At 63.2% G+C, this 19240-nt stretch carries 20 protein-coding genes; 12 read left to right on the top strand and 8 right to left on the bottom strand.

What is annotated here, in order from left to right; genetic code table 11:
* Positions 1 to 224: 224 nt before the first annotated feature.
* From Q7T45_RS11385 to Q7T45_RS11345, 9 genes are all read left to right on the top strand, one after another.
* On the top strand, positions 225 to 1304 hold the full coding sequence (locus tag Q7T45_RS11385) for an AraC family transcriptional regulator (protein WP_304870767.1): 1080 nt from the start codon (positions 225 to 227) through the stop codon (positions 1302 to 1304).
* 311 nt (positions 1305 to 1615) lie between these two features.
* A complete protein-coding gene (locus Q7T45_RS11380) occupies positions 1616 to 2428 on the top strand; it encodes a triacylglycerol lipase (protein WP_304870766.1) in 813 nt (270 codons plus the stop codon).
* 54 nt (positions 2429 to 2482) lie between these two features.
* On the top strand, positions 2483 to 2908 hold the full coding sequence (phaP, locus tag Q7T45_RS11375; RefSeq protein ID WP_304870763.1) for a phasin family protein: 426 nt from the start codon (positions 2483 to 2485) through the stop codon (positions 2906 to 2908).
* A 37-nt stretch (positions 2909 to 2945) separates the two neighbouring features.
* Entirely contained in the window at positions 2946 to 3620 is a 675-nt protein-coding gene (locus Q7T45_RS11370; protein ID WP_304870761.1) for an AMP-binding protein, read from the top strand.
* Positions 3542 to 4666: an AMP-binding protein gene (locus Q7T45_RS11365; protein WP_304870759.1), complete on the top strand. Its 1125-nt coding sequence runs from the start codon at positions 3542 to 3544 to the stop codon at positions 4664 to 4666. The genes Q7T45_RS11370 and Q7T45_RS11365 overlap by 79 nt, the downstream gene beginning before the upstream one ends.
* Before the next feature lie 55 nt (positions 4667 to 4721).
* Positions 4722 to 6170 carry a wax ester/triacylglycerol synthase family O-acyltransferase gene (locus Q7T45_RS11360; protein ID WP_304870757.1) on the top strand — a complete coding sequence of 483 codons (1449 nt, stop codon included), beginning with the start codon at positions 4722 to 4724 and terminating at the stop codon, positions 6168 to 6170.
* A 32-nt stretch (positions 6171 to 6202) separates the two neighbouring features.
* On the top strand, positions 6203 to 7558 hold the full coding sequence (locus Q7T45_RS11355) for an MFS transporter (RefSeq protein WP_304870756.1): 1356 nt from the start codon (positions 6203 to 6205) through the stop codon (positions 7556 to 7558).
* Between the two features lie 330 nt (positions 7559 to 7888).
* The gene (locus Q7T45_RS11350) at positions 7889 to 8167 is read left to right on the top strand and encodes a DUF3551 domain-containing protein (protein WP_304870755.1); all 279 of its coding nucleotides are present in this window, start codon (positions 7889 to 7891) and stop codon (positions 8165 to 8167) included.
* A gap of 26 nt (positions 8168 to 8193) precedes the next feature.
* Positions 8194 to 8442, top strand: a complete 249-nt coding sequence (locus tag Q7T45_RS11345; protein ID WP_304870752.1) for a DUF3551 domain-containing protein — start codon at positions 8194 to 8196, stop codon at positions 8440 to 8442.
* Between the two features lie 125 nt (positions 8443 to 8567).
* Here the strand turns inward: Q7T45_RS11345 and Q7T45_RS11340 are convergent, their stop codons facing one another.
* The 8 genes from Q7T45_RS11340 to Q7T45_RS11305 all read right to left on the bottom strand — a co-directional run bounded on the left by Q7T45_RS11340 (position 8568) and on the right by Q7T45_RS11305 (position 17555).
* Positions 8568 to 9266, bottom strand: a complete 699-nt coding sequence (locus Q7T45_RS11340; RefSeq protein ID WP_304870837.1) for an ABC transporter ATP-binding protein — start codon at positions 9264 to 9266, stop codon at positions 8568 to 8570.
* Between the two features lie 7 nt (positions 9267 to 9273).
* A complete protein-coding gene (locus Q7T45_RS11335; RefSeq protein ID WP_304870750.1) occupies positions 9274 to 10554 on the bottom strand; it encodes a lipoprotein-releasing ABC transporter permease subunit in 1281 nt (426 codons plus the stop codon).
* 75 nt (positions 10555 to 10629) lie between these two features.
* The gene (proS, locus tag Q7T45_RS11330; RefSeq protein ID WP_304870748.1) at positions 10630 to 11949 is read right to left on the bottom strand and encodes a proline--tRNA ligase; all 1320 of its coding nucleotides are present in this window, start codon (positions 11947 to 11949) and stop codon (positions 10630 to 10632) included.
* Positions 11950 to 12158: 209 nt separating this feature from the next.
* Positions 12159 to 13733, bottom strand: a complete 1575-nt coding sequence (locus tag Q7T45_RS11325) for a copper resistance CopC/CopD family protein (RefSeq protein WP_304870746.1) — start codon at positions 13731 to 13733, stop codon at positions 12159 to 12161.
* 12 nt (positions 13734 to 13745) lie between these two features.
* On the bottom strand, positions 13746 to 14264 hold the full coding sequence (locus tag Q7T45_RS11320) for a YcnI family protein (RefSeq protein WP_304870744.1): 519 nt from the start codon (positions 14262 to 14264) through the stop codon (positions 13746 to 13748).
* Positions 14265 to 14272: 8 nt separating this feature from the next.
* Positions 14273 to 14806, bottom strand: a complete 534-nt coding sequence (locus Q7T45_RS11315) for a copper chaperone PCu(A)C (protein WP_304870743.1) — start codon at positions 14804 to 14806, stop codon at positions 14273 to 14275.
* A gap of 70 nt (positions 14807 to 14876) precedes the next feature.
* A complete protein-coding gene (locus tag Q7T45_RS11310) occupies positions 14877 to 17087 on the bottom strand; it encodes a TonB-dependent receptor domain-containing protein (protein WP_304870741.1) in 2211 nt (736 codons plus the stop codon).
* Positions 17088 to 17180: 93 nt separating this feature from the next.
* Positions 17181 to 17555 carry a DUF2946 domain-containing protein gene (locus Q7T45_RS11305; RefSeq protein ID WP_304870738.1) on the bottom strand — a complete coding sequence of 125 codons (375 nt, stop codon included), beginning with the start codon at positions 17553 to 17555 and terminating at the stop codon, positions 17181 to 17183.
* A 218-nt stretch (positions 17556 to 17773) separates the two neighbouring features.
* Here Q7T45_RS11305 and Q7T45_RS11300 point away from each other — a divergent pair, with 218 nt between their 5' ends.
* The 3 genes from Q7T45_RS11300 to Q7T45_RS11290 all read left to right on the top strand — a co-directional run bounded on the left by Q7T45_RS11300 (position 17774) and on the right by Q7T45_RS11290 (position 19186).
* Positions 17774 to 18166: a DUF2946 family protein gene (locus tag Q7T45_RS11300; RefSeq protein WP_304870737.1), complete on the top strand. Its 393-nt coding sequence runs from the start codon at positions 17774 to 17776 to the stop codon at positions 18164 to 18166.
* 97 nt (positions 18167 to 18263) lie between these two features.
* Positions 18264 to 18947, top strand: coding sequence for an SCO family protein (locus tag Q7T45_RS11295; protein ID WP_304870734.1), 684 nt, complete (start codon positions 18264 to 18266; stop codon positions 18945 to 18947).
* Positions 18947 to 19186, top strand: a complete 240-nt coding sequence (locus Q7T45_RS11290; protein WP_304870733.1) for a hypothetical protein — start codon at positions 18947 to 18949, stop codon at positions 19184 to 19186. The genes Q7T45_RS11295 and Q7T45_RS11290 overlap by 1 nt, the downstream gene beginning before the upstream one ends.
* Positions 19187 to 19240: the final 54 nt, after the last annotated feature.

Below are 19240 nucleotides of genomic sequence, written 5' to 3'. Positions count from 1 at the left end.
GCTCGGGGCAAACGGGCCCATCATTGCCTAGGGCGAAAATGACAACGGCGCCGGACGCGAAGGACTGCTGTGATCTACGCTCGACACTGACCTTGTTGCGATGCAGCACGGAATCCGCCACGTCAGGCACCTTCACAAAACCGAACAATGCGTTGTCTGCGCTGCGAGCGCTAAGTACTGTCCCTGCCCGCAGGTAACGCGGAAGCGGAGTGGTAGGCACGACCATGAACGTGGGAGCCAAGTCACGAAAACAGGATGGCGAATCGTGTTCCCAATCGCGGCAGGACTTCGTGCAGCGCATTTATCCACCGCATTCGATCGCGGCGATCGTTTCGGAGCTCGACACGCAAGGCGTCGATCCGGTCGAAACTCTCGACGGTACCGGCCTTGATCGCCCGCAGCTGGAGGCGCACACCACCCAGATTTCGTATCGGCAACTCGATACGGTGATCCGCAATGCCCTCCGCCTGTCGAAAGATTCGGCCATCGCGCTCCGCGCCGGTCAACGCATGCGCATCACGACATATGGGATGTATGGATACGCGCTGCTGAGCAGTCCGACTTACGCAGATCTCCGCGATTTCACCAACCGCTACATCCGTGTGATCGGCCCGTTCTGCGATGCCCGCAATGCCTATGACGGAACGGCCGTGCTGTGCACCGTCGAGCCACGGCATTGGGTCGACCCCACCGAGGACGCCTATCGGTTTGCGGTGGAGTTCGCACTGGCGGCACATTTGATGATCGCCCGGGATGTGGTGGGGCCGTCATTCGGGTTCGCGAACGTCGGCGTCGTCTATCCGGCGCCGCAACATGCCGCCGTCTACGACGAAGTGTTCGGATGTCCGGTTCAGTTCACGCAGCGAAGCAACGCCTACGGCTATGACTTGGCGACAGCCGATGGGCCGGTGTCACTCGCGGACCCACGCAGCCACGCCATGGCGCGCGAGATGTGCGAGCAGATCATGGCTGAGGTCAATCGCGGCGGCGGCGTCGCGGCGGACGTTCGGCGGTTGCTGATCGAACTGCGCGGCCGATACCCCGGCATCGAAGTGATTGCCGAAAAGCTTTCGATGCATCCGCGGGCGCTGCGGCGCAGGCTGGAGGTGGAAGGCACAGCCTACCGCGATATCCTGGCCGAGGTGCGGATGCGTCTTGCCATCGAGTACCTTCGCAAAACGAAAATGACCAACGAGGAAATTGCCAATCGGCTGGGATATAGCGATGCCGCCAACTTCCGGCACGCGTTCCTGCGCTGGACAGGCAAGTCTCCCTCTGATTTCCGGCTCTCGCTTGGCATCTAGCCGGGCCCCATTTCCTGCCTGGCATGGGATTGTTCTTGAAAATTTTGTTCCGGGCCCTGGCGGTCGCCGCCCGTTGACCGATTACGGTGCAGCAGGATTCCGACGGGGCTTCGCATCGCGGGTCGTGTCCCAAACTCACCGGGCAAGCGGTCCTTTCGCACCTTTCGAGGGTCACAGGCGCTCGTTACCGTGACCACAAATCAAGCTGCACGAAAGGGCTGATCCGAACCTGAGCGTTCCGATCCCCGATCAAGTCAAGACTTGATGTGAAGAGCGCCATGAGCGCGGCATCCAGAGGGGGAGGAAGTGTGATGGATCGGGCAACCGAACCCGTCGGGCCGCCGTCGCGGCTGTTGCTGGCGCTCGAGATGCGCGGCATCTGGGAATTGCAGGCGTTCTTCACGACATATCCGTTGCTGCGACGGGCGCCGCGCGGCGACGGCCATCCGGTGCTGGTGTTGCCCGGCCTGGCGGCAAGCGATGTCTCGACCCGACCGCTGCGAACGCTGCTGAAAGACCTGGGCTACGCAGCTCATGGCTGGAAGCAAGGGTCGAACCATGGTCCGCATCCCGGCGTCGAACCCGGCATCGATGAACGGCTCGCAGAATTGCACGCGCGCTATCAGCGCAAGGTCAGCCTGATCGGCTGGAGCCTCGGCGGCGTCTTTGCACGCGAGGCGTCGCGACGGACGCCATCGCTGGTACGCCAGGTGATCACGCTCGGCAGCCCCTTCGCCAACGAACCGAAAGCAAGCAACGCCTGGCAGCTCTATGAAACCCTGAGCGGGCGCCGCGCGGAAGACTGGCCCGGGCGCGAGGCCATGAAGCTGCCGCCGCCGGTACCGAGCACCGCGATCTATAGCCGCAGCGATGGCATCGTCGCGTGGCAGGGCTGTCGCGAGCAAGAGAGCGCGATGACCGAGAATATCGAGGTGGAAGGCAGTCATTGCGGGCTCGGGCACAACCCGGTCGCGCTCTATGCCGTCGCGGAGCGGCTTGCGATGCCGGAAGGCGAATGGCGGCCGTTCGATCGCAGCGGCCGCAGCGCCCTCAGGCGCCTGCTCTATCCGGATCCGCGGCGTCCCGCTGGCGCGGGCCTCGATGGCGCGCCATTCGCCGCATAGCGCATCGTGCCCCCGCGTCGTGTCTCAAACACAGGTTCAACAGAGGAGAGTTCCATGGAATCAAACAGCAAGCCGGCTGGCGACGCGATGTCGTCCGTCGATCTCAAGGCGCTGCTCGAAAAGTTTCAAATGCCCGGCCTCGATATCGCGGGCCTGATCGAGTGGCAGCGCAAGGACATGGAAGCGCTGGCCGAAGCCAACCGGCAGGCCTATGCGGGAGTCACCGCGCTTGTCGAGCGGCGCAACGAGATCCTGCAAGAGACGCTCGCGCAATGGCAGGCTGCGATCAAGGACGCGACCGGCGCCGACGGTCTCGCCAGGCAGGCCGAAGCGGCCAAGGCTGGCGTTGAAAAGGCCCTGGCGAATTTCAGCGAATTATCCGAGTTGGAAGCGCAGGCCCGCAACAACACCTGGAAGGTCGTTCAGGATCGCTTGCAGGAAAATCTCGGCAACCTGCAGAAATTATTGCAGCCGAAGTAATCCGGCGCCACTGAGCCATATCCGGGAGGACCGCAAGATGAACGACATGCCCTGGATCAAATCCTACCCCGCGGGGGTGCGATGGGACGCCGAAATCGTTTCGATGCCGGTGCAGAAGATTCTCGAAGACACCATCGCGAAATGGCCGGATCGGCCCGCGATCGAGTTCATGGGCAAGCGTCTGAGCTATCGCGAACTCGGCGACCAGGTGGATCGCGCGGCGAAGGGGCTCCAGCAACTCGGCGTCCGGCCGGGCGTGCATGTCGGCCTGTTCCTGCATAACACGCCACATTACGTCATCGCCTTCTTCGGCGTGCTGAAGGCCGGCGGCACGGTGGTCAACTATTCGCCGCTCGATGCCGCCAGGGTTCTCGAACACAAGATCGAGGACAGCCGGACCGATTTCCTGATCACGCTCGACCACGTCACGCTGTATCCGCAGATGGCGGCGATGCTCGGCAAGACAAGGCTGCGGAAGCTGATCGTCGGCAGTCTGGCCGAGATGACGGGGTCGCCGGACGTGCTCGCAGGCGAGATGAAGGCGGCCGGGCAAGTGAGCGAGGTGACATGGGACGACAGTCGCATTCGCTTTGCCGACCTGCTCGACAATGACGGCGCGCCGGAACACCACCGATGTCAGATCCGCGCGAACAGATCGCCGTGCTGCAATATACCGGAGGCACGACCGGACTGCCCAAGGGCGCCATGCTGACGCATGGCAATCTATCGGCGGCCTGCCAGCAGTTCTGGGAGACGACGCACGGCAATCCGCCGGTGCTGGTCGAGGGGCAGGAACGAATGCTCGCCGTGCTGCCACCCTTTCACATCTACGCGCTCACCGTGAACGTGCTGTTCGGCATCCTCGCCGGCGCCGAAATCATTCAGCATGTGCGCTTCGATCCTGCGGCTGCGTTGGCGGAAATTTCGCAGAAGCAGGTTAACGTGTTCTGCGGCGTGCCGACGATGTTCACAGCGCTGATCAACCATCCCGAGACGCCGAAGCACAGCCTTCGCTCGCTCAAATATTGCGGTTCGGGCGGAGCGCCGCTGCCGCTCGAAGTGGCGCAACGGTTCGCGGATATCACCGGCTGCCATCTGACCGAAGGCTGGGGCATAACCGAAACCTCGCCGAGCGGCACCTTTACGCCGGCACAGCCCGGCGGCATGCGGAAGGCCGGATCGTGCGGAATGCCGGCGCCCGGCATCGTGATCAAGTTCCTCGGTCTCGACGGTGGGGAGCAGTACGTCCCGCTCGGCGAGCGCGGGGAAATCTGCGTCAACGGCGCCAACGTCATGAAGGGTTACTGGAACAATCCGCAGGCGACCGCCGATGTCACCACGTCCGACGGCTTCCTGCGCACCGGCGACGTCGGTTACATGGATCAGGATGGATTCATATTCATCGTCGATCGTACCAAGGACATGCTGCTGTGCAGCGGCTTCAATGTCTATCCGCGCGTGCTTGAGGAAGCGATCTACATGCATCCCTCGGTCGAGGAAGTAGCGGTAATAGGCATCCATGATGACTACCGCGGCCAGTCGCCCAAGGCCTTCATCAAGCTGAGAGCCGGTGCGGCGGCGCCTTCGCTCGGCGAGCTCCAGGCGTTCCTGAAGGACAAACTCGGCAAACACGAGATGGTGCAGGCGCTCGACATCCGCCCCGAGTTGCCGAAGACCGCCGTGGGAAAGATTTCGAAGAAGGATTTGTACGACGAAGAGGAGCGCCGGCAAGTGAGGCGCGCGGGAGCGGCAGGATGAACGACTTCAGCGCCGGATGCGCGCATTTCCTCGACACCACAAAGGAGCGATGAGGATGGATCAACTCAGTGGCATGGATGCCTCCTTCCTGCATCTCGAAACGCCGGAGACGCCGATGCATGTCGGTAGCCTGATGGCGTTCGAGCTCCCCGAGGGATATCAGGGCGACTACTACGAAGAAGTGAAGACCATGCTTGGCAAGCGCCTGCATCTGGCTTCGGTACTTTGCCGCAAGCTGGCGCAGATGCCCTTCGAGCTCGCCGAACCGGTATGGATCGAGGATGACGACATCGATCTCGACTATCATGTGCGCAGCGTTACGCTGCGCCGGCCCGGCACGATGGCGCAGCTCGAGCAGTTGATCGCGCGGCTGCATTCGACGTTGCTCGACCGCAGCCGGCCATTGTGGGAAATGTACGTCATCGAGGGCCTCGAGAACGGACAGGTCGCGTTCTATTCCAAGGCGCACCACAGCGGCGTCGACGGCAAGGCCGGGGTCGAGCTTGCCAAGGTGCTCTACGATGTCTCGCCGCAGATGCGCGAGGTGCCGCCGCCACGCCGCAAGCGTAGCGGCGCCGTCTCCTACCAGCTTGGCGTCACCGAACTGTTGCAAGCGGCGGTCGCCAATTCGGCCCAACAATATCGCAAGCTGGCGGATCTGCTGCCTACCGCTGCCAAGGCGCTCACCGCAGCGGCAACCGTCCTCGCAAGCCAGCGCACGGCCGGCGGCGAACGCTCCCTGAATCTCGGCCTCGCCCCAAGGACGATCTTCAACGAATCAATCACGAACCAGCGCTCCTACACGACGTTGTCGCTGCCGCTGGCGGACATCAAGGAACTCGGCAAGCGGGTCGGCGGCACCGTCAACACCATCGTCATGGCCGTGTGCAGCGTCGCGCTGGATCGCTTCCTCAGGGAGCGTGATCTGCTTCCGAAGGAACCGCTTATCGCGGTGGTTCCCGTGAGCCTTCGCGCGGAAGGCGACAGCGCGATGAACAATCAGGTGTCCATGGTCCGCGTCGACCTGGCGACCGACATCAAGGAGCTGCCGGCGCGCTTCAAGGCGATCCATGCCTCGTCAGAGGCCGCCAAGGCGGTGGTGCGGGAGCTCAAACCGGTGCTCGGGGTCAACGTGCCGATCACGGGCTCGCCCTGGTTGATGACCGGGCTCGCCTCGCTGCTCGGCCGCTCCAACTTCGCGGGTCGCGCGCCAGCGGCCGGCAATGTCCTGATCTCCAATGTTCCGGGCCCGTCGATGCCGCTCTACATGGCCGGCGCGCGGATGGTGCACTACCACCCGGTGTCGATCCCGTATCATGGCAGTGCGCTGAACATCACGGTGCAAAGCTACGCGGGCTTGCTGGAATTCGGTCTTACCGCCTGCCGCCGCGTGTTGTCGCAGGACGAGTCCTACGAGCTGGTGGAGCACCTGCGGGCCGCGCTGCGCGAGATCGAGGCGCTGCCACCGGTCGAACGGGCGTCCGGCAGCGCGACCGCTGCGTAACAACCAAAGAGTCTTCAAAGGGGGGAACGGCCATGCATCCAATCGATACGAACAAGTCGTCGCCGCAAGCGCTGGCGCCCGAGAGCGCGGAGATCAAGGCGCTGTTTTCGCGGGTGAGCTGGCGACTGATTCCGATACTGCTGATCGCCTACATGATCGCCTATCTCGATCGCATCAACATCGGCTATGCGCAACTCCAGATGAAGCAGACCTTGCCGTTCGACGACACCGTCTATGGCCTCGGTGCGGGCGTGTTCTTCATCGGCTATTTCCTGTTCGAGGTGCCGAGCAACCTGCTGCTGGAGAGGATCGGCGCACGCAAGACATTGCTGCGCATCATGGTGCTGTGGGGCCTCACGGCGTCGGCCATGATGTTCGTCTCCACGCCGCTGCAGTTCTATGTGCTGCGATTTCTGCTCGGCGTGTTCGAGGCGGGCTTCTTCCCCGGCGTCATTCTGTATTTCACCTACTGGTACCCGTCGGTGCGGCGTGGACAGGTGATTGCCACCTTCATGTCGGCGACCACCATCATCTCCGTGATCGCAGGTCCGCTGTGCGGCGCGACCTTGAAGTATTTCGACGGCTTCGCCGGTCTTCACGGCTGGCAATGGCTGTTCCTGGTGCAGGGAATGCCTGCGGTCGTTCTCGGCGTGCTGGTCTATCTCCTGCTGGAGGACAAGCCCGCCAGCGCCACCTGGCTCTCCAACCGCGAAAAGGAATTGCTCGGCGACAGTTTCCGGCGCGACGTCAAGAACGTTGAAAACGAGCCTGCCGGAACGTTCGGTCAGATGCTGGGAGATCCCAAGGTCTATTTGCTGGCGCTCGTCTATTTCTGTCTGCTCGGCGCGACCTATACCATGGTCTTCTGGTTGCCGACCCTGATCCAGAGCTGGGGCGTCAAGGATTTGATGCTGATCGGAATCTATGCGGCGATCCCGAATGCCGTCGGCGTGATTGGCATGATCCTGATCGGCCGCAATTCGGATAAATGGCGTGAACGGCGATGGCATTTCGCGGCCTGCGTCGCAATCGCGGCCATCGGCCTGTTCGTGACCACGCTGTTTCAGGGCCACCTGGTCGGCTCGGTGCTGGCGCTGTCGTTCGCGGTGATCGGAATCGCGTCTGCGACACCGCTGTTCTTTGCGCTGATCAGCGAATATCTGTCGGTGGGTGCCGCCGCTGGCGGCCTCGCGCTGATCAGCAGCCTCGGCAATCTCGGTCCGGCGATAACCCCTTCGATCAACGGGTTCATCGTCAAAACCACCGGTGACAATGCTTACAGCATGTACTTCGTGATTGCGCTCTATCTGTTGTCCGGGCTGATTCTGCTGCTGTCGATCCGGCCGGTTTCGACCGCAGCAATGCCAGCGGCAGCCCCGGCACATTGACCGAGCCTTGCGGGGCGGCGTCTGCCGCCCCGGCGCCCCGCGCTCGCCGGAGCCCCATCGCGGTGCGCAGAACCGGCAGAACGAGCGATAGCGCGAGCGGCCCATCAACATGGGTGCGATCGCGATCGGCCATGCCGCCAGGGGCGTGCTTGGAACCATCGACGCCTCGCTGCCCGTAGACCGCGTCACGGCGGCCCTCGTCGACGCGATTGAGCGATCTCGCTCGAAGGCTTAGCACGCACGAACGTGAGTTGACGAAGTGCCGCCGGACCGGTTCTGGTTTCCATCAAGGATTCGACGAAGCGCGGCAGCGGCCGATGGGAGATTTTGATGCGTAACCTGGTTCTGGCTCTGTTGAGCGCGGGCGGCCTCGCGATGGTCGGCGCAGCGCCGGCCGAGGCCGTCGGCACCCGCTATCCCTATTGCATCCAGGGCAACGAAATTCCCGGCCTGAGCCAATGCAACTTCACCAGCTATGAGCAGTGCCAGGCCACCGCTTCGGGGCGTTTTCTCTGGTGCATCGAAAATCCCTATTACGATCCCGGCCCGGACAGAGATCCCCGGGCCGCGCGTGGCCGCGACCGCTTGCCGCCCCCCTATCCCCGGTAATGATGGCGCGTCCGAAGGAGGCACCGATGCGTAAACTGGCTTTGGCGATTGCGGCTATCGCATCGATCTCGGCAACCGCACCGGCGGCGGCCCAGACCTATGACCCGGCCTATCCGGTTTGCCTGCACGTGTATGGACTGATCACCTACTGGGAATGCCGCTACACCTCGCTGGCCCAGTGCGCCGGCTCGGCATCGGGCCGCGCCGCGCAGTGTGAGATCAATCCCTATTTCGCGGGGCCTCGGCGCTCACAGCGGCAACGGCCGGCCACCTGATCGGTCCCGAGCGGCGATAGCTTTGCGCCAACGGTATCATAATAGGGCGCACGCGATCTGTGCATGGGGTTGATTTCGAGATTTTTGGGGAGGCCCTGCAGCAGGGCCTCCCGACCCATCAAGAACTAGTCGAGCTCGACGACCTTGCCGTCGACCAGCGACACGCGGCGGTCCATCCGGCCCGCCAGTTCCATATTGTGCGTCACGATCAGCATCGCGACGCGGGTCGCCGCGACCAGTTGCATCAACGCCCCGAACACGTGATCGGCGGTATGCGGATCGAGGTTTCCGGTCGGCTCGTCGGCAAACAACACCCGCGGCGCGTTGGCGACCGCGCGCGCGATCGCGACCCGCTGCTGCTCGCCGCCCGACAGTTCGGAGGGCCGGTGCTTGATGCGCTCGCTGAGGCCGAGATAGGCCAGGATTTCGGTGGCGCGCTTGACGGTTTCATCGCGCTTGAGGCCGCGGATCATCTGCGGCAGCATGACGTTTTCCAGCGCGGTGAATTCCGGCAATAGCCGGTGCGACTGATAGACGAAGCCGATATCGCTGCGGCGGATCATGGTTCGCTCGATATCGGACAATTGCGAGGTCGGCGCCCCGCTAATATAGACCTCGCCGTCGTCGGGGGTCTCCAGCAGGCCCGCGATATGCAGCAGCGTCGATTTGCCGGCGCCCGAGGGCGCCACCAGCGCGACCGACTGCCCTGCCCACAGCGCGAGCTTGGCGCCGTCGAGAATGGTCAGCGTCTCCGTGCCTTGGGTATACTGGCGTTTTATCTCGTGGAGATAGACAACCGGTACATCTTCCGCCCCCTGCTCCATCTGGCCCTCACTCATAGCGGAGCGCATCGACGGGATCGAGGCGCGCGGCACGCCACGACGGGTACAGCGTCGCCAGGAACGACAGCGTCAGCGCCATGATCACGACCGCGATGGTCTCGCCGACGTCGATCTCGGCCGGCATCTTGGAGAGGAAATAGAGCTCCGGTGGAAACAATTCGGTGCTGGTCATCCAGGACAGGAACTGGCGGATCGATTCGATATTCAGGCAGATCACCATGCCGACGAAAAATCCGGTCAGCGTGCCGACCACGCCGATCGCAGCCCCCGTAATCAGGAAAATCCGCATGATCGACCCCTGCGAAGCCCCCATGGTGCGCAGGATCGCGATGTCCTGTCCCTTGTCCTTCACCAGCATGATCAGGCCGGAGACGATGTTGAGCGCCGCGACCAGCACGATCATGGTCAGGATCAGGAACATCACGTTGCGTTCGACCTGAAGCGCGTTGAAGAAGGTCGAATTGCGCTGCCGCCAGTCGACCAGAAACACCGGCCGCCCCGCTGCCTCGGTCACGGTCTTGCGGAAGACATCGACCTTGTCGGGATTGGTGGTGAACACCTCGATTGCGGTGACGTCGTCCTTGCGGTTGAAATAGGCCTGCGCCTCCGGCAGCGGCATGAAGACGAAGATGCCGTCATATTCCGACATCCCGACCTCGAACACCGCGGCCACCTTGTAGGGTTTGATGCGCGGCGTGGTGCCCATCGGGGTCACCGCGCCTTTCGGCGCCACCAGCGTGATGCTGTCGCCGGAATGCAGCGACAATTGATCGGCGAGCCGCCGGCCGATGGCGACGCCCTGCCCCTCGTCGAAACCCTCGAGCGAGCCCTGCTTGATGTTCTTGGCGATCGAGGTGAGGTTGACGAGATCGGCGGCGCGGATGCCGCGCACGAACACGCCGGCGGCGTTGAAGGCCGAGGAGCCCAGCGCCTGGCCATCTACCACGGGGGCCGCGAGGCGGATGCCCTGGACCTGACTGATGCGCTCGGCGACGTCCTTCCAGTCGGTCAGCGGCGATTCCAAGGGCTGCACCAGGATATGGCCGTTGACGCCGAGGATCTTGTCCAGCAATTCCTTGCGGAAGCCGTTCATCACGGCCATCACGATGATCAGGGTGGCAACGCCGAGCATGATGCCGAGGAACGAGAACCCGGCGATCACGGAGATAAAACCTTCCTTGCGGCGCGCGCGCAGATAGCGTCCGGACAAGAGCCATTCGAAGGGCGCGAAAGGTGGGGTTCGAACTGGCTCGCTCATGGCTTCATCCATAGTTCGATTCTCACACGATTCGGGCCAATTGTGGCCGTGTCGTCCGACATTCCACCTGTCGCGGTGGATAATTCGTCACGAAGTCAGCCGCGCCACGACTTCCGCCGGGCTCAGATTCTCCCGCGTCCCGTCGCTGCGCCGCTTCAGCTCGAGCTTGCCGTCGGCGAGGCCCTTGGGGCCGACCAGAATCTGCCAGGGAATGCCGATCAGGTCGGCGGCGGCGAATTTCGCGCCGGCGCGCTGGTCGGTGTCGTCATAGAGCACCTCGACGCCCTTGGCCTCGAGCTCGCGATAAAGCGTCATGCAGGCCGCATCGACATCCTCGGCGCCCTGCTTCAGGTTCAGGATGACAGCCTTGAACGGCGCCACCGCCTCCGGCCATTTGATGCCGGCATCGTCATGGCAGGCCTCGATGATGGCGCCGACCAGCCGCGAGACGCCGACGCCGTAGGAGCCGCCGTGAACCGCCAGTTCGGCGCCGTCGGAGCCAGCCACCAGGGCCTTCATCGTGTCGGAATATTTGGTGCCGAAATAGAAGATCTGGCCGACCTCGATGCCCCGGGTCTGCACCTTCTTCTCAGCGGGGACTTCGCTGTCGAAACGCGCGGCGTCGTGCACGTCCTCGGTCGCGGCATAGACCGAAGTCCATTGCTTGATGATCGGGGCGAGATCGCTTTCGTAGTCGATGTCGTCGCCGGGCACCGGCAGATTGAGCACGTCGCTGTCGCAGTACACCGCGGACTCGCCGGTTTCGGCGAGCACGATGAATTCATGGCTGAGATCGCCGCCGATCGGACCGGTCTCGGCGCGCATCGGAATCGCCTTCAATCCCATCCGGGCGAAGGTCCTGAGATAGGCGACGAACATCCGGTTGTAGGAGCGCCGCGCCGCGGCCTCGTCGACGTCGAACGAATAGGCATCTTTCATCAGGAATTCGCGGCCGCGCATCACGCCGAAACGCGGACGCTGCTCGTCGCGGAATTTCCATTGAATATGATAGAGATTGAGCGGCAGGCTCTTGTAGGACTTCACATAGGAGCGAAAGATCCCGGTGATCATTTCCTCGTTGGTCGGCCCGTATAGCAGCTCGCGCTTGTGGCGGTCGGTGATGCGGAGCATTTCCGGACCATAGGCGTCGTAGCGGCCGCTTTCGCGCCAGAGATCAGCCAGTTGCAGCGTCGGCATCAACAGCTCGATGGCGCCGGCGCGGTTCTGTTCCTCGCGGACGATCTGCTCGATCTTCTTCAGCACCCTCAGCCCCAGCGGCAGCCAGGCATAGATGCCGGCCGCCTCCTGCCGCATCATGCCCGCACGCAGCATCAGGCGATGCGAGACGATCTCGGCCTCCTTCGGATTCTCTTTAAGGATGGGCAGAAAAAACCGCGACAATCGCATGAGGACACTCGAAGAATCGGGGGAACACGGGGTGCGTGCCAGTGAAACCGGATCGGCTGCAAAAACACAAGGGCGGGGTCGGAAAAAGCCGCTAAAACAGCGGATTACGCGTCACTTTTACCAGTCCAATGGACCTTGCGATTAAGGCGCAAACGCGGCCTTGTGAAAGGCGGCCGGAAATCCTCTTGAAATTCCTTGCTGAAATCCCTTCAGCGCGACGGCACGTCGAAATCGTCTTCCAGTGTGATCTTCTCGAAATCCGTCACCAGGGCATCGATGCGCAAATGCCAGCGGCCGGCAAAGGGGATCGCGACGCCGCGGACCGACCAGTAGCCGTCGGCGCCGAGCACGGCCTTGCGCTCGAACGGCTCGATGCCGCGCTCCGGCACGCTCAGCGTCAGGGTGGCTTCCTTGGCTGCCAGTGGCGTGCCCTCGCCGTTCATCAGTTGCAGGACGAAATGGTCGACGCCCACTTTGCCCGGTGAAACCAGCACCTGGAACATGGCCTTCTCGGTGTGGATATGGATCGCCAGCGGCGGGGCGGCGGCCGCAGCCAGCGCGCGCGGCGGCGGCGTGAAGCGCCAGCCGACGACCACGGCCAGTATGGCCACGGCGATGATCCACTCGGCCAGGATCGATCGCCGCAGCGGCCGGGTGTTTTGGGGATTGATTGCAAGGGCGGATGTCAGCCGAAAACGGTTCAGCGCCGCGAGCCCGAGCAGTGCCGCGACCAGCGCAAGCTTGATCGACAGGATGATCCCGTATCGGCTGTCGATCAGCGCGCCAAAACTCCCGAGCTGGACGATGGCCAGCGCCAGCCCTGTCAGCACCAGCATGGCCACGATGAAAATCGCGGCATGGGAGAACCGGTTCAGGACCGGCAGCAGCGGTTGCGCCGGCCGCCACGCCATCGCCGCCAAAGGCGCGAGCGCACCGACCCAGAAGGCTGCGCCCACGCCATGCAGGAACACGGCCGGGGCGGTCAGCCATTGCGGCGTCGCGGTCGCGGCATGCCCGCTGGAGGCGAGCGACAGGCCAACGCCGGCCAGCGCGAATGCCGACAGCGTCCTGGCGACACCCGCGACCCCGCTCCGCAGCGCAAATATGCCGGCGGTCATCGCCGCCATCGCGATCAGCAGGGACTGGAACAGGCTGGTTGCCGCGGCGGCCTTCCAGGGCGCCGCCGTCAACAGGCTGTCCGGCGGCAGATCCAGCAAGTCGAGCCCCTGCAGCCCGAGCCCCGCCGCCGCGCTGACCAGGCCTGCCACCAGGGCGACGACGACCAGCCGCGAACCCGCCCGTATCAGGCCAATCCAGCCTATGAAGAATGCGCCGCCGACGCCGACAAACAGCCCGAGATAGACCCCGATCCGCGCCAGCCAGATCAGGCCGTTGACGGAACTGCTGCGGCTCTCGTTCGCCACCGCGCCGGTCGCGGCGCCGATCGAAAACACCATCGAGCCCGCGACCGGGTGGCCGTCTTCCGAGGTGGCGCGGTAGCTGACGACCTGGGTTCCGCGCGGCAGATTGTCCGGCAGCGTCACAGTGATGGTATCGCCGGCGACACGTACGGTTACATCGTCGCGCGTCGTGCCGGCCGCATCGATCACGCGGACCACCGCCGGCGTTATCGCCTCGTTGAATCGCAGGTGAACCGACTTCGGCGCCTGCGCCAGGATGCTGCCGTCGCCGGGATCGGTCGACACCAGCGTGGCATGGGCGGATGCGCCGGTGGCGTGGCAGAGAACCGACAGCAGTATTGCCAGGCCGGCGATCAGGCGCATCCGCTTTCCGCCTTACGGTCTCGGCATCAACCTGACACCCGGCGCCGGCGATTTGTCGTCATGGGAATGGCCGGCGCCCGGCGCCGGGATGTCGATCCAGCGGCTGACCCCCTGCTCGCATTCTTGCACCACCGGGAAGTACAGCGTGGTGTTGGGCTTGAGGCCGCCGGTCAGATAGGTGCTGATGACGAACTCGTCGTAATGGCTGTCGGGCAGCTTGCCGCCGCTCCACACCACTTCCTTGACACCCTCGGTGAATTTCCGGCCGTGATAGCTGTACTCGACGGCGTATTTGCCGCTGATCGCCTCGACGCTCCAGCCCGCTTTCGGCATCGGCTTGACCGCAATCACGCCTTCGGGGATTTGCACGCGGATTTTTGTCGTGGCGGAGCCGGCGCAGCCATGCGGCACGGTGAATACCGCCTTGTAGCCCGCACCGACCGGCGCCTGACGATTTTCCAGCGAGACGTGCGCGGCGGCCGGCCATGCTGCTGTTGTGGCGATGGCGGCGAGAAGGATGGCTTTCGACATCAGGGACCTCACTTCTTCATGCCGGAATGACCGGGCGTGTGTTTCATGTCGTGACCGCCGGAATGACCCGCGCCCGCCGGAGCCTGCGCGCCCACCCCCTGCACGTCGAACGAGACCTTCACCTTTCCGGCCTTCTCGAACTCGAGCGTGACCGGCACCTTGTCACCCTGCTTGAGCGGGCCCTTGAGATCCATCAGCATCAGGTGATAGCCGCCGGGCGCGAGCTTGACCGTCTTGCCCGGCTCGATGGCGAGTCCCTTGTCGAGCGGACGCATCGTCATGACGCCATCCTTGACGGCCATCTCGTGGACTTCGAACTTGCCGGCCACATCAGCCGAACCGCCGATCAGCCGATCCGCGGCGGCGCCCTTGTTCTCGATATTGAGATACCCGCCGGCGACTTTCGCCCCGCCCGGCGTGGCGCGGCTCCAGGCCTGACTGATCACGAGATCGCCGGCCTTGACGTTCTGCGCGCCCGCGGGCGCGATCAGCAGGGCGGCGAAGGCAGCGGCGTAGCTTAGGGTGCGTACGGCTTGTTTCATGTCTCTTGTCCCTTTTTTCTTCGGTGAAGGAGTTAGTCGCGAGGATATCGGCCCCGGCCCGTGGTTCATTTTACCAGCGGGCCTTGACGCCCGCATACACGGCGCGACCCGACCCGGGCTCGAACAGCAGCGATGCCGAACTGGCCGTGTTGATGATGCTGGCGGAGGCAATATAGGCCTTGTTGCCGATATTTCTGGCTTCGACATACATCGAATAAGTTCCACCATTGTCGACGCCTGCCTTGAGGCCCCAGATCGCATAGGGCTCGGTCTTCAGCGTGTTCGCGTTGTCGACAAAATACGACTGCGGCACCCATTCTATATTGGGCCCGAAATAGAAACCTGTCGGATTCTTGTACAGCACCTCGGCACGGAGGTAGTGGCGCGGCGCCCCGGGCAGTACGTTGTTGCGGAAGTTTGGATCGTTGTCGAAACGGAAATCGTTCAGCGTGTACGCAACATTCAGCCAGATCTTGTCGGGTGCCGGGCCGTTGTCGAAGATGCCGCGGAAAATCGCGGCGCCGGCACCCGCTTCGATGCCCTGGTGAATGGTGAGATCGGCGTTGGTGACGTTACAGGTTCCGGCGGCGTTGCCGAAGATGCATTGTAGCTCGTCACGGATGTTGGCGCGATAGGCCGTGATCTCCCAGGCGTAATCGGGCCGCTTCATGCGGGTTCCGATCTCATAGGTGGTGGCGATCTGCGGGCGGATACTGGTGAAGGCAATGACCTGCGTGCCTCCTCCTCCGTTCGAACTTTCGCCGAAACTCGGCACCTCGGCGCTTCGCGAGATGTTGGCGTAGGCCTGCCAGGTCGGATCGATATCCCAGAGCAGACCGGCCTTCGGCGACCACAGACTGAACTTGGTCGCGCCCGAATCATCGCCGTTGGTGAGAAAGCGATCCTGCCGGTTGCGGGCAGCGTAGAGGAATTGCGTTCCGGCGATCGCGGCGACGTTCGGCAGGAAGTAAAAACTGTCCTCCATGAAGAGGGAGGTGTTTTTCGAACGATCGATGGAGGACGACAGCAGCGCGCCCTTCCGGCCGCCGACATTCGCGAACTGCTGATTGTCGATGCTGCCGTTCAGGACGTTGACGCCGGCGACGAGGCGGTTGCGGAAGCCGCCGATCAACCGGTCGTCGGTGACTTTGGCGAAGCCGCCGTAGTCCTCGTAACGGTAGTCGAGCCATTGAAAGATCGGGTGCATCAAATGGCGGTCGGCGCCGAAGACGCCGAAGTCGATGATCGTATTATCGAGGCGGATCGTCGTCTTGTTGGCCAGCCGCACGGTATCGATATTGCGCTGCTGGTCCATCGCGACGTTTGCGGGCGCGGCGGCTTGGGGATTGCTCAAGGCAGAAACCTTGGTGACGGCGCCGGGGATGCGCTGGCGCACTTCGTTGGCGTTCAGGTAAAACCGGGTCTCGACGTCAGGCGAGAACTGATAGCCGACATTGCCGCTGAGGCGCGTGGCATGCCCGTTGCTGTGATCCCTGAAGCCGTCCGAAGCCTGCGTCGAGGCGGTGACGAAGCCGTCCCATGGACCGTTGGCGCCGCCGGCATTGGCTTGCAGCCGATTGAACCCGAATGCCCCCATATCGGCCGACACCCCGTTCGGAAACGGATCGCGGCCGGTTGCCGTTACAAAATTGATGGCGCCGCCCATTGAGTTGGCGCCGAATTGCAGGGCATTGGCGCCCTTGTAAACCGCGACGTATTTGTAGGCGGTGGGATCGATTTCCTGGAAATCGCCATAGCCGTCGGCGGTGTTGATCGGAATCCCGTCCATGTAGAGCTGGACGCCACGCAGATGGAAGTTGCGCGACAGGCCGGAACCGCGGATCGACAGCCTCGTATCGTCGCCCCATTTGGGCTGCGCGAATACGCCCGGGACGTAATCCAGAACGTCCTTGATGGTGTTGGCGACAGTCGAATTCCGATAGGCCTCGGCGGGCACGATGGCGACGCCGCCGGGGGTCTGCTGAATGTCGCGCAGCGCCTGTTGCACGGTGAGGACCGTCAGCGCGGGTCCCCTCGCCTGATCGCTCGCGGCGGGTGCGGCGGGATTGCTGACACGGGACGCCCGCGCCGAGGGCGCGACGCTGCGCTGCGGCGGGCGGGCCGCCGCAGCGCGCCTTTGCTGGGGCGCATCGACGGTAATGGCTGGCAGCGGCGCTTGCGGGCTGGTTTGCGCAGCTGCGGAAACAGAAACGATCGCGGCGGCGGAGGCCAGCAAGAAGCGGCGCGCGAGCACGCGTGAGACATTATGAGCACTGGACATTCGACATTCCTGACGCTGGCGCAGCGGCCAGTCAGATCAACGGCACCATTCGGCATGGCCTGCGCCATACCGATCACGGGGAGTGTTTGGTCGTCAGGAAATGGACGGAGGCGCGCGGGCCTGGGCGTGCCAGCCGGCCCGGGAACCCTGCCGGTCGGGCGCGGCATCGAGCCACACCACGCGCTCGGAGCCTCGCAACGGCGTTGCGAAGGTCGCTTCGGGCGTGTCGAGGGTTGCGCCCGCATGCGCCACGCAGCACATCGCGCAGGCGCCGTCATGGGCACGATGCTGGCCGGTTTGACCGGTCTGGTCGGTCGCCGAAGCGGCACCGCCCGAGCAGATCGGAGCCGCATGGAGGGGATCGGAGGCGGCGATGCTGGCCGCCCAGCAGGCACCGATCGGTGCAAGGACTTGCACCGCGAGAGCCATCAGGACGATGGGAAGAAATTTCCACAACCGCCGGCGCATCAACAACCACCTCTTCAAGGCAACCAATTAATCATGGAGGGAGTCCGGAGTCGAGATCGGGTTCCCGCCAATAATGCATTTTGGATCATAGGTCCCCGAATGCAAAACTTGTTTGATGCAGAGCAAGGACGATGGCGCCAAGGGAAGAAGATGTACGGATGATCGCCTCCCTATAGTTTGCAATTGCAAACGTTACATCGGCTCCTTAGGTTCGAGGAATGATAGATCGACAGCAGCCATGCTGGAGGGCATATGTCGCGCTTGTCGCGATCTATGCCCTGTTGGTTTCAGCCCTGCTGCCCGGCCTTGCGCTGCAGGCCCAGGGAAAGGCCAATCCGCTCGACGGCCTGTCCGTCGTGATTTGCCTGTCGTCAGACAATCCAGCGGCCCAGGACAAGGCTCCCGGTGCGCCGGCCGATCACCGGCACGACGCATGCTGTATCCTGTGCATGGTTCCGGGATTGGCTGCGACCGCTAACGCGATTCCCGTTTCGACACCGGATTATGCGTCGTCCCGTTCATCGCCGCTGAAGCCACGGATCGCACTGGGCGCGCGCGATCCGGCCGAGCTCTTGCCGATCAGGCCTCGCGCGCCTCCGCGCTTCGCCTGAAGTGCTTGCGGCCGTTGGCGGCCGAAATCTCGCCCTTGATTGATTCTGGAAGTGCGCCGTGTCCGTCAGGACATCGCCGCCATGCGTGGAGCATAAGATGCCCGCCAATCCCTCCTGCCCGAGCCGTCGCACACGAGCGCGGCCACAACAACAAAACACGGTCACAGCGATGCCTGAGAACAACCTGAAGGTCGTACGGATCGTGGCAACCGTTGCCATTCTGATCCTTTCTTGCGTGGTTGGCTTGATCTGGCTGGTTCAACACAAGGAAAGCAAGTTGCCCGCAATGGCCGGAATCGGCGGGCGGTTCGCGCTTGTCGATCACCATGGCAAATCCGTCACCGAGCGCGATTACCTGGGCAAGCCGACGCTGATTTTCTTCGGGTTCACAAACTGCCCTGATGTATGCCCGACGACGCTCTTTGAGTTGACGGCGCGGCTGAAGGAACTTGGCCCCGACGCCGATCAGTTGAACGTTGTGTTCGTCACCGTCGATCCGGAACGCGATACGCCGCAGCAACTCGCGCTTTATCTCTCATCCTTTGATGCCCGCATCACCGGTTTGTCCGGAACGCCCGAAAACGTATCCGCCGCGATGACCGCTTATCGCGTCTATGCCCGCAGGGTCCCACTGGAGGGCGACGGGTACACCATGGACCACACGGCAACGATCTACATGATGAACAGCAAGGGGCAATTCACCGGCCTGATGAACTATCAGGAGCCGGAAACGACCGCGCGGGCGAAACTTCGACGTCTGATAGATTTGGGGAGCAAATGATGAGCCGGACGAATCTGAAGTTGCTGATCGCCCATGTCGCTATTCCCTTTGCGACCGGGGCCGCCTTCGGCGCGCTCTTCCTGGTCGCCGTGTATTACCTCGACGTGGGCGGTATGCGGACCCTGGTCACTGCCAGCGGAGGCAACCTCCTCGACCTCGGCCTCATCCCGTTCGCATGCGCCTTTGGTTCGCTGGGGATCGGCACCAATCAAGCGATGGGGTTTCTGATCGACAATTGACAGTGAGGCGCAAAGCGGTTTGATGCAGCGCAATGCAGAAACCGTCAAAGTCGG

The organism is Bradyrhizobium sp., from assembly GCF_030646015.1.
Lineage (GTDB): Bacteria > Pseudomonadota > Alphaproteobacteria > Rhizobiales > Xanthobacteraceae > Bradyrhizobium.
Note: the sequence above shows the minus strand (reverse complement) of the source record. Positions and strands in the feature narration are given on the sequence as shown.

Excerpts from the sequence above, each read along its gene's own strand:
- Q7T45_RS11305 (WP_304870738.1), bottom strand. The coding sequence starts at position 17,555 with ATGCGCCGGCGGTTGTGGAAATTTCTTCCCATCGTCCTGATGGCTCTC.
- Q7T45_RS11365 (WP_304870759.1), top strand. The coding sequence starts at position 3,542 with ATGTCAGATCCGCGCGAACAGATCGCCGTGCTGCAATATACCGGAGGC.
- Q7T45_RS11315 (WP_304870743.1), bottom strand. The coding sequence starts at position 14,806 with ATGAAACAAGCCGTACGCACCCTAAGCTACGCCGCTGCCTTCGCCGCC.
- Q7T45_RS11355 (WP_304870756.1), top strand. The coding sequence starts at position 6,203 with ATGCATCCAATCGATACGAACAAGTCGTCGCCGCAAGCGCTGGCGCCC.
- Q7T45_RS11295 (WP_304870734.1), top strand. The coding sequence starts at position 18,264 with ATGCCCGCCAATCCCTCCTGCCCGAGCCGTCGCACACGAGCGCGGCCA.
- Q7T45_RS11370 (WP_304870761.1), top strand. The coding sequence starts at position 2,946 with ATGAACGACATGCCCTGGATCAAATCCTACCCCGCGGGGGTGCGATGG.
- Q7T45_RS11385 (WP_304870767.1), top strand. The coding sequence starts at position 225 with ATGAACGTGGGAGCCAAGTCACGAAAACAGGATGGCGAATCGTGTTCC.
- phaP (WP_304870763.1), top strand. The coding sequence starts at position 2,483 with ATGGAATCAAACAGCAAGCCGGCTGGCGACGCGATGTCGTCCGTCGAT.
- Q7T45_RS11290 (WP_304870733.1), top strand. The coding sequence starts at position 18,947 with ATGAGCCGGACGAATCTGAAGTTGCTGATCGCCCATGTCGCTATTCCC.
- Q7T45_RS11350 (WP_304870755.1), top strand. The coding sequence starts at position 7,889 with ATGCGTAACCTGGTTCTGGCTCTGTTGAGCGCGGGCGGCCTCGCGATG.
- Q7T45_RS11310 (WP_304870741.1), bottom strand. The coding sequence starts at position 17,087 with ATGTCCAGTGCTCATAATGTCTCACGCGTGCTCGCGCGCCGCTTCTTG.
- Q7T45_RS11325 (WP_304870746.1), bottom strand. The coding sequence starts at position 13,733 with ATGCGCCTGATCGCCGGCCTGGCAATACTGCTGTCGGTTCTCTGCCAC.
- Q7T45_RS11300 (WP_304870737.1), top strand. The coding sequence starts at position 17,774 with ATGATAGATCGACAGCAGCCATGCTGGAGGGCATATGTCGCGCTTGTC.
- Q7T45_RS11335 (WP_304870750.1), bottom strand. The coding sequence starts at position 10,554 with ATGGATGAAGCCATGAGCGAGCCAGTTCGAACCCCACCTTTCGCGCCC.
- Q7T45_RS11360 (WP_304870757.1), top strand. The coding sequence starts at position 4,722 with ATGGATCAACTCAGTGGCATGGATGCCTCCTTCCTGCATCTCGAAACG.
- Q7T45_RS11380 (WP_304870766.1), top strand. The coding sequence starts at position 1,616 with ATGGATCGGGCAACCGAACCCGTCGGGCCGCCGTCGCGGCTGTTGCTG.
- Q7T45_RS11340 (WP_304870837.1), bottom strand. The coding sequence starts at position 9,266 with ATGGAGCAGGGGGCGGAAGATGTACCGGTTGTCTATCTCCACGAGATA.
- Q7T45_RS11320 (WP_304870744.1), bottom strand. The coding sequence starts at position 14,264 with ATGTCGAAAGCCATCCTTCTCGCCGCCATCGCCACAACAGCAGCATGG.
- Q7T45_RS11345 (WP_304870752.1), top strand. The coding sequence starts at position 8,194 with ATGCGTAAACTGGCTTTGGCGATTGCGGCTATCGCATCGATCTCGGCA.
- proS (WP_304870748.1), bottom strand. The coding sequence starts at position 11,949 with ATGCGATTGTCGCGGTTTTTTCTGCCCATCCTTAAAGAGAATCCGAAG.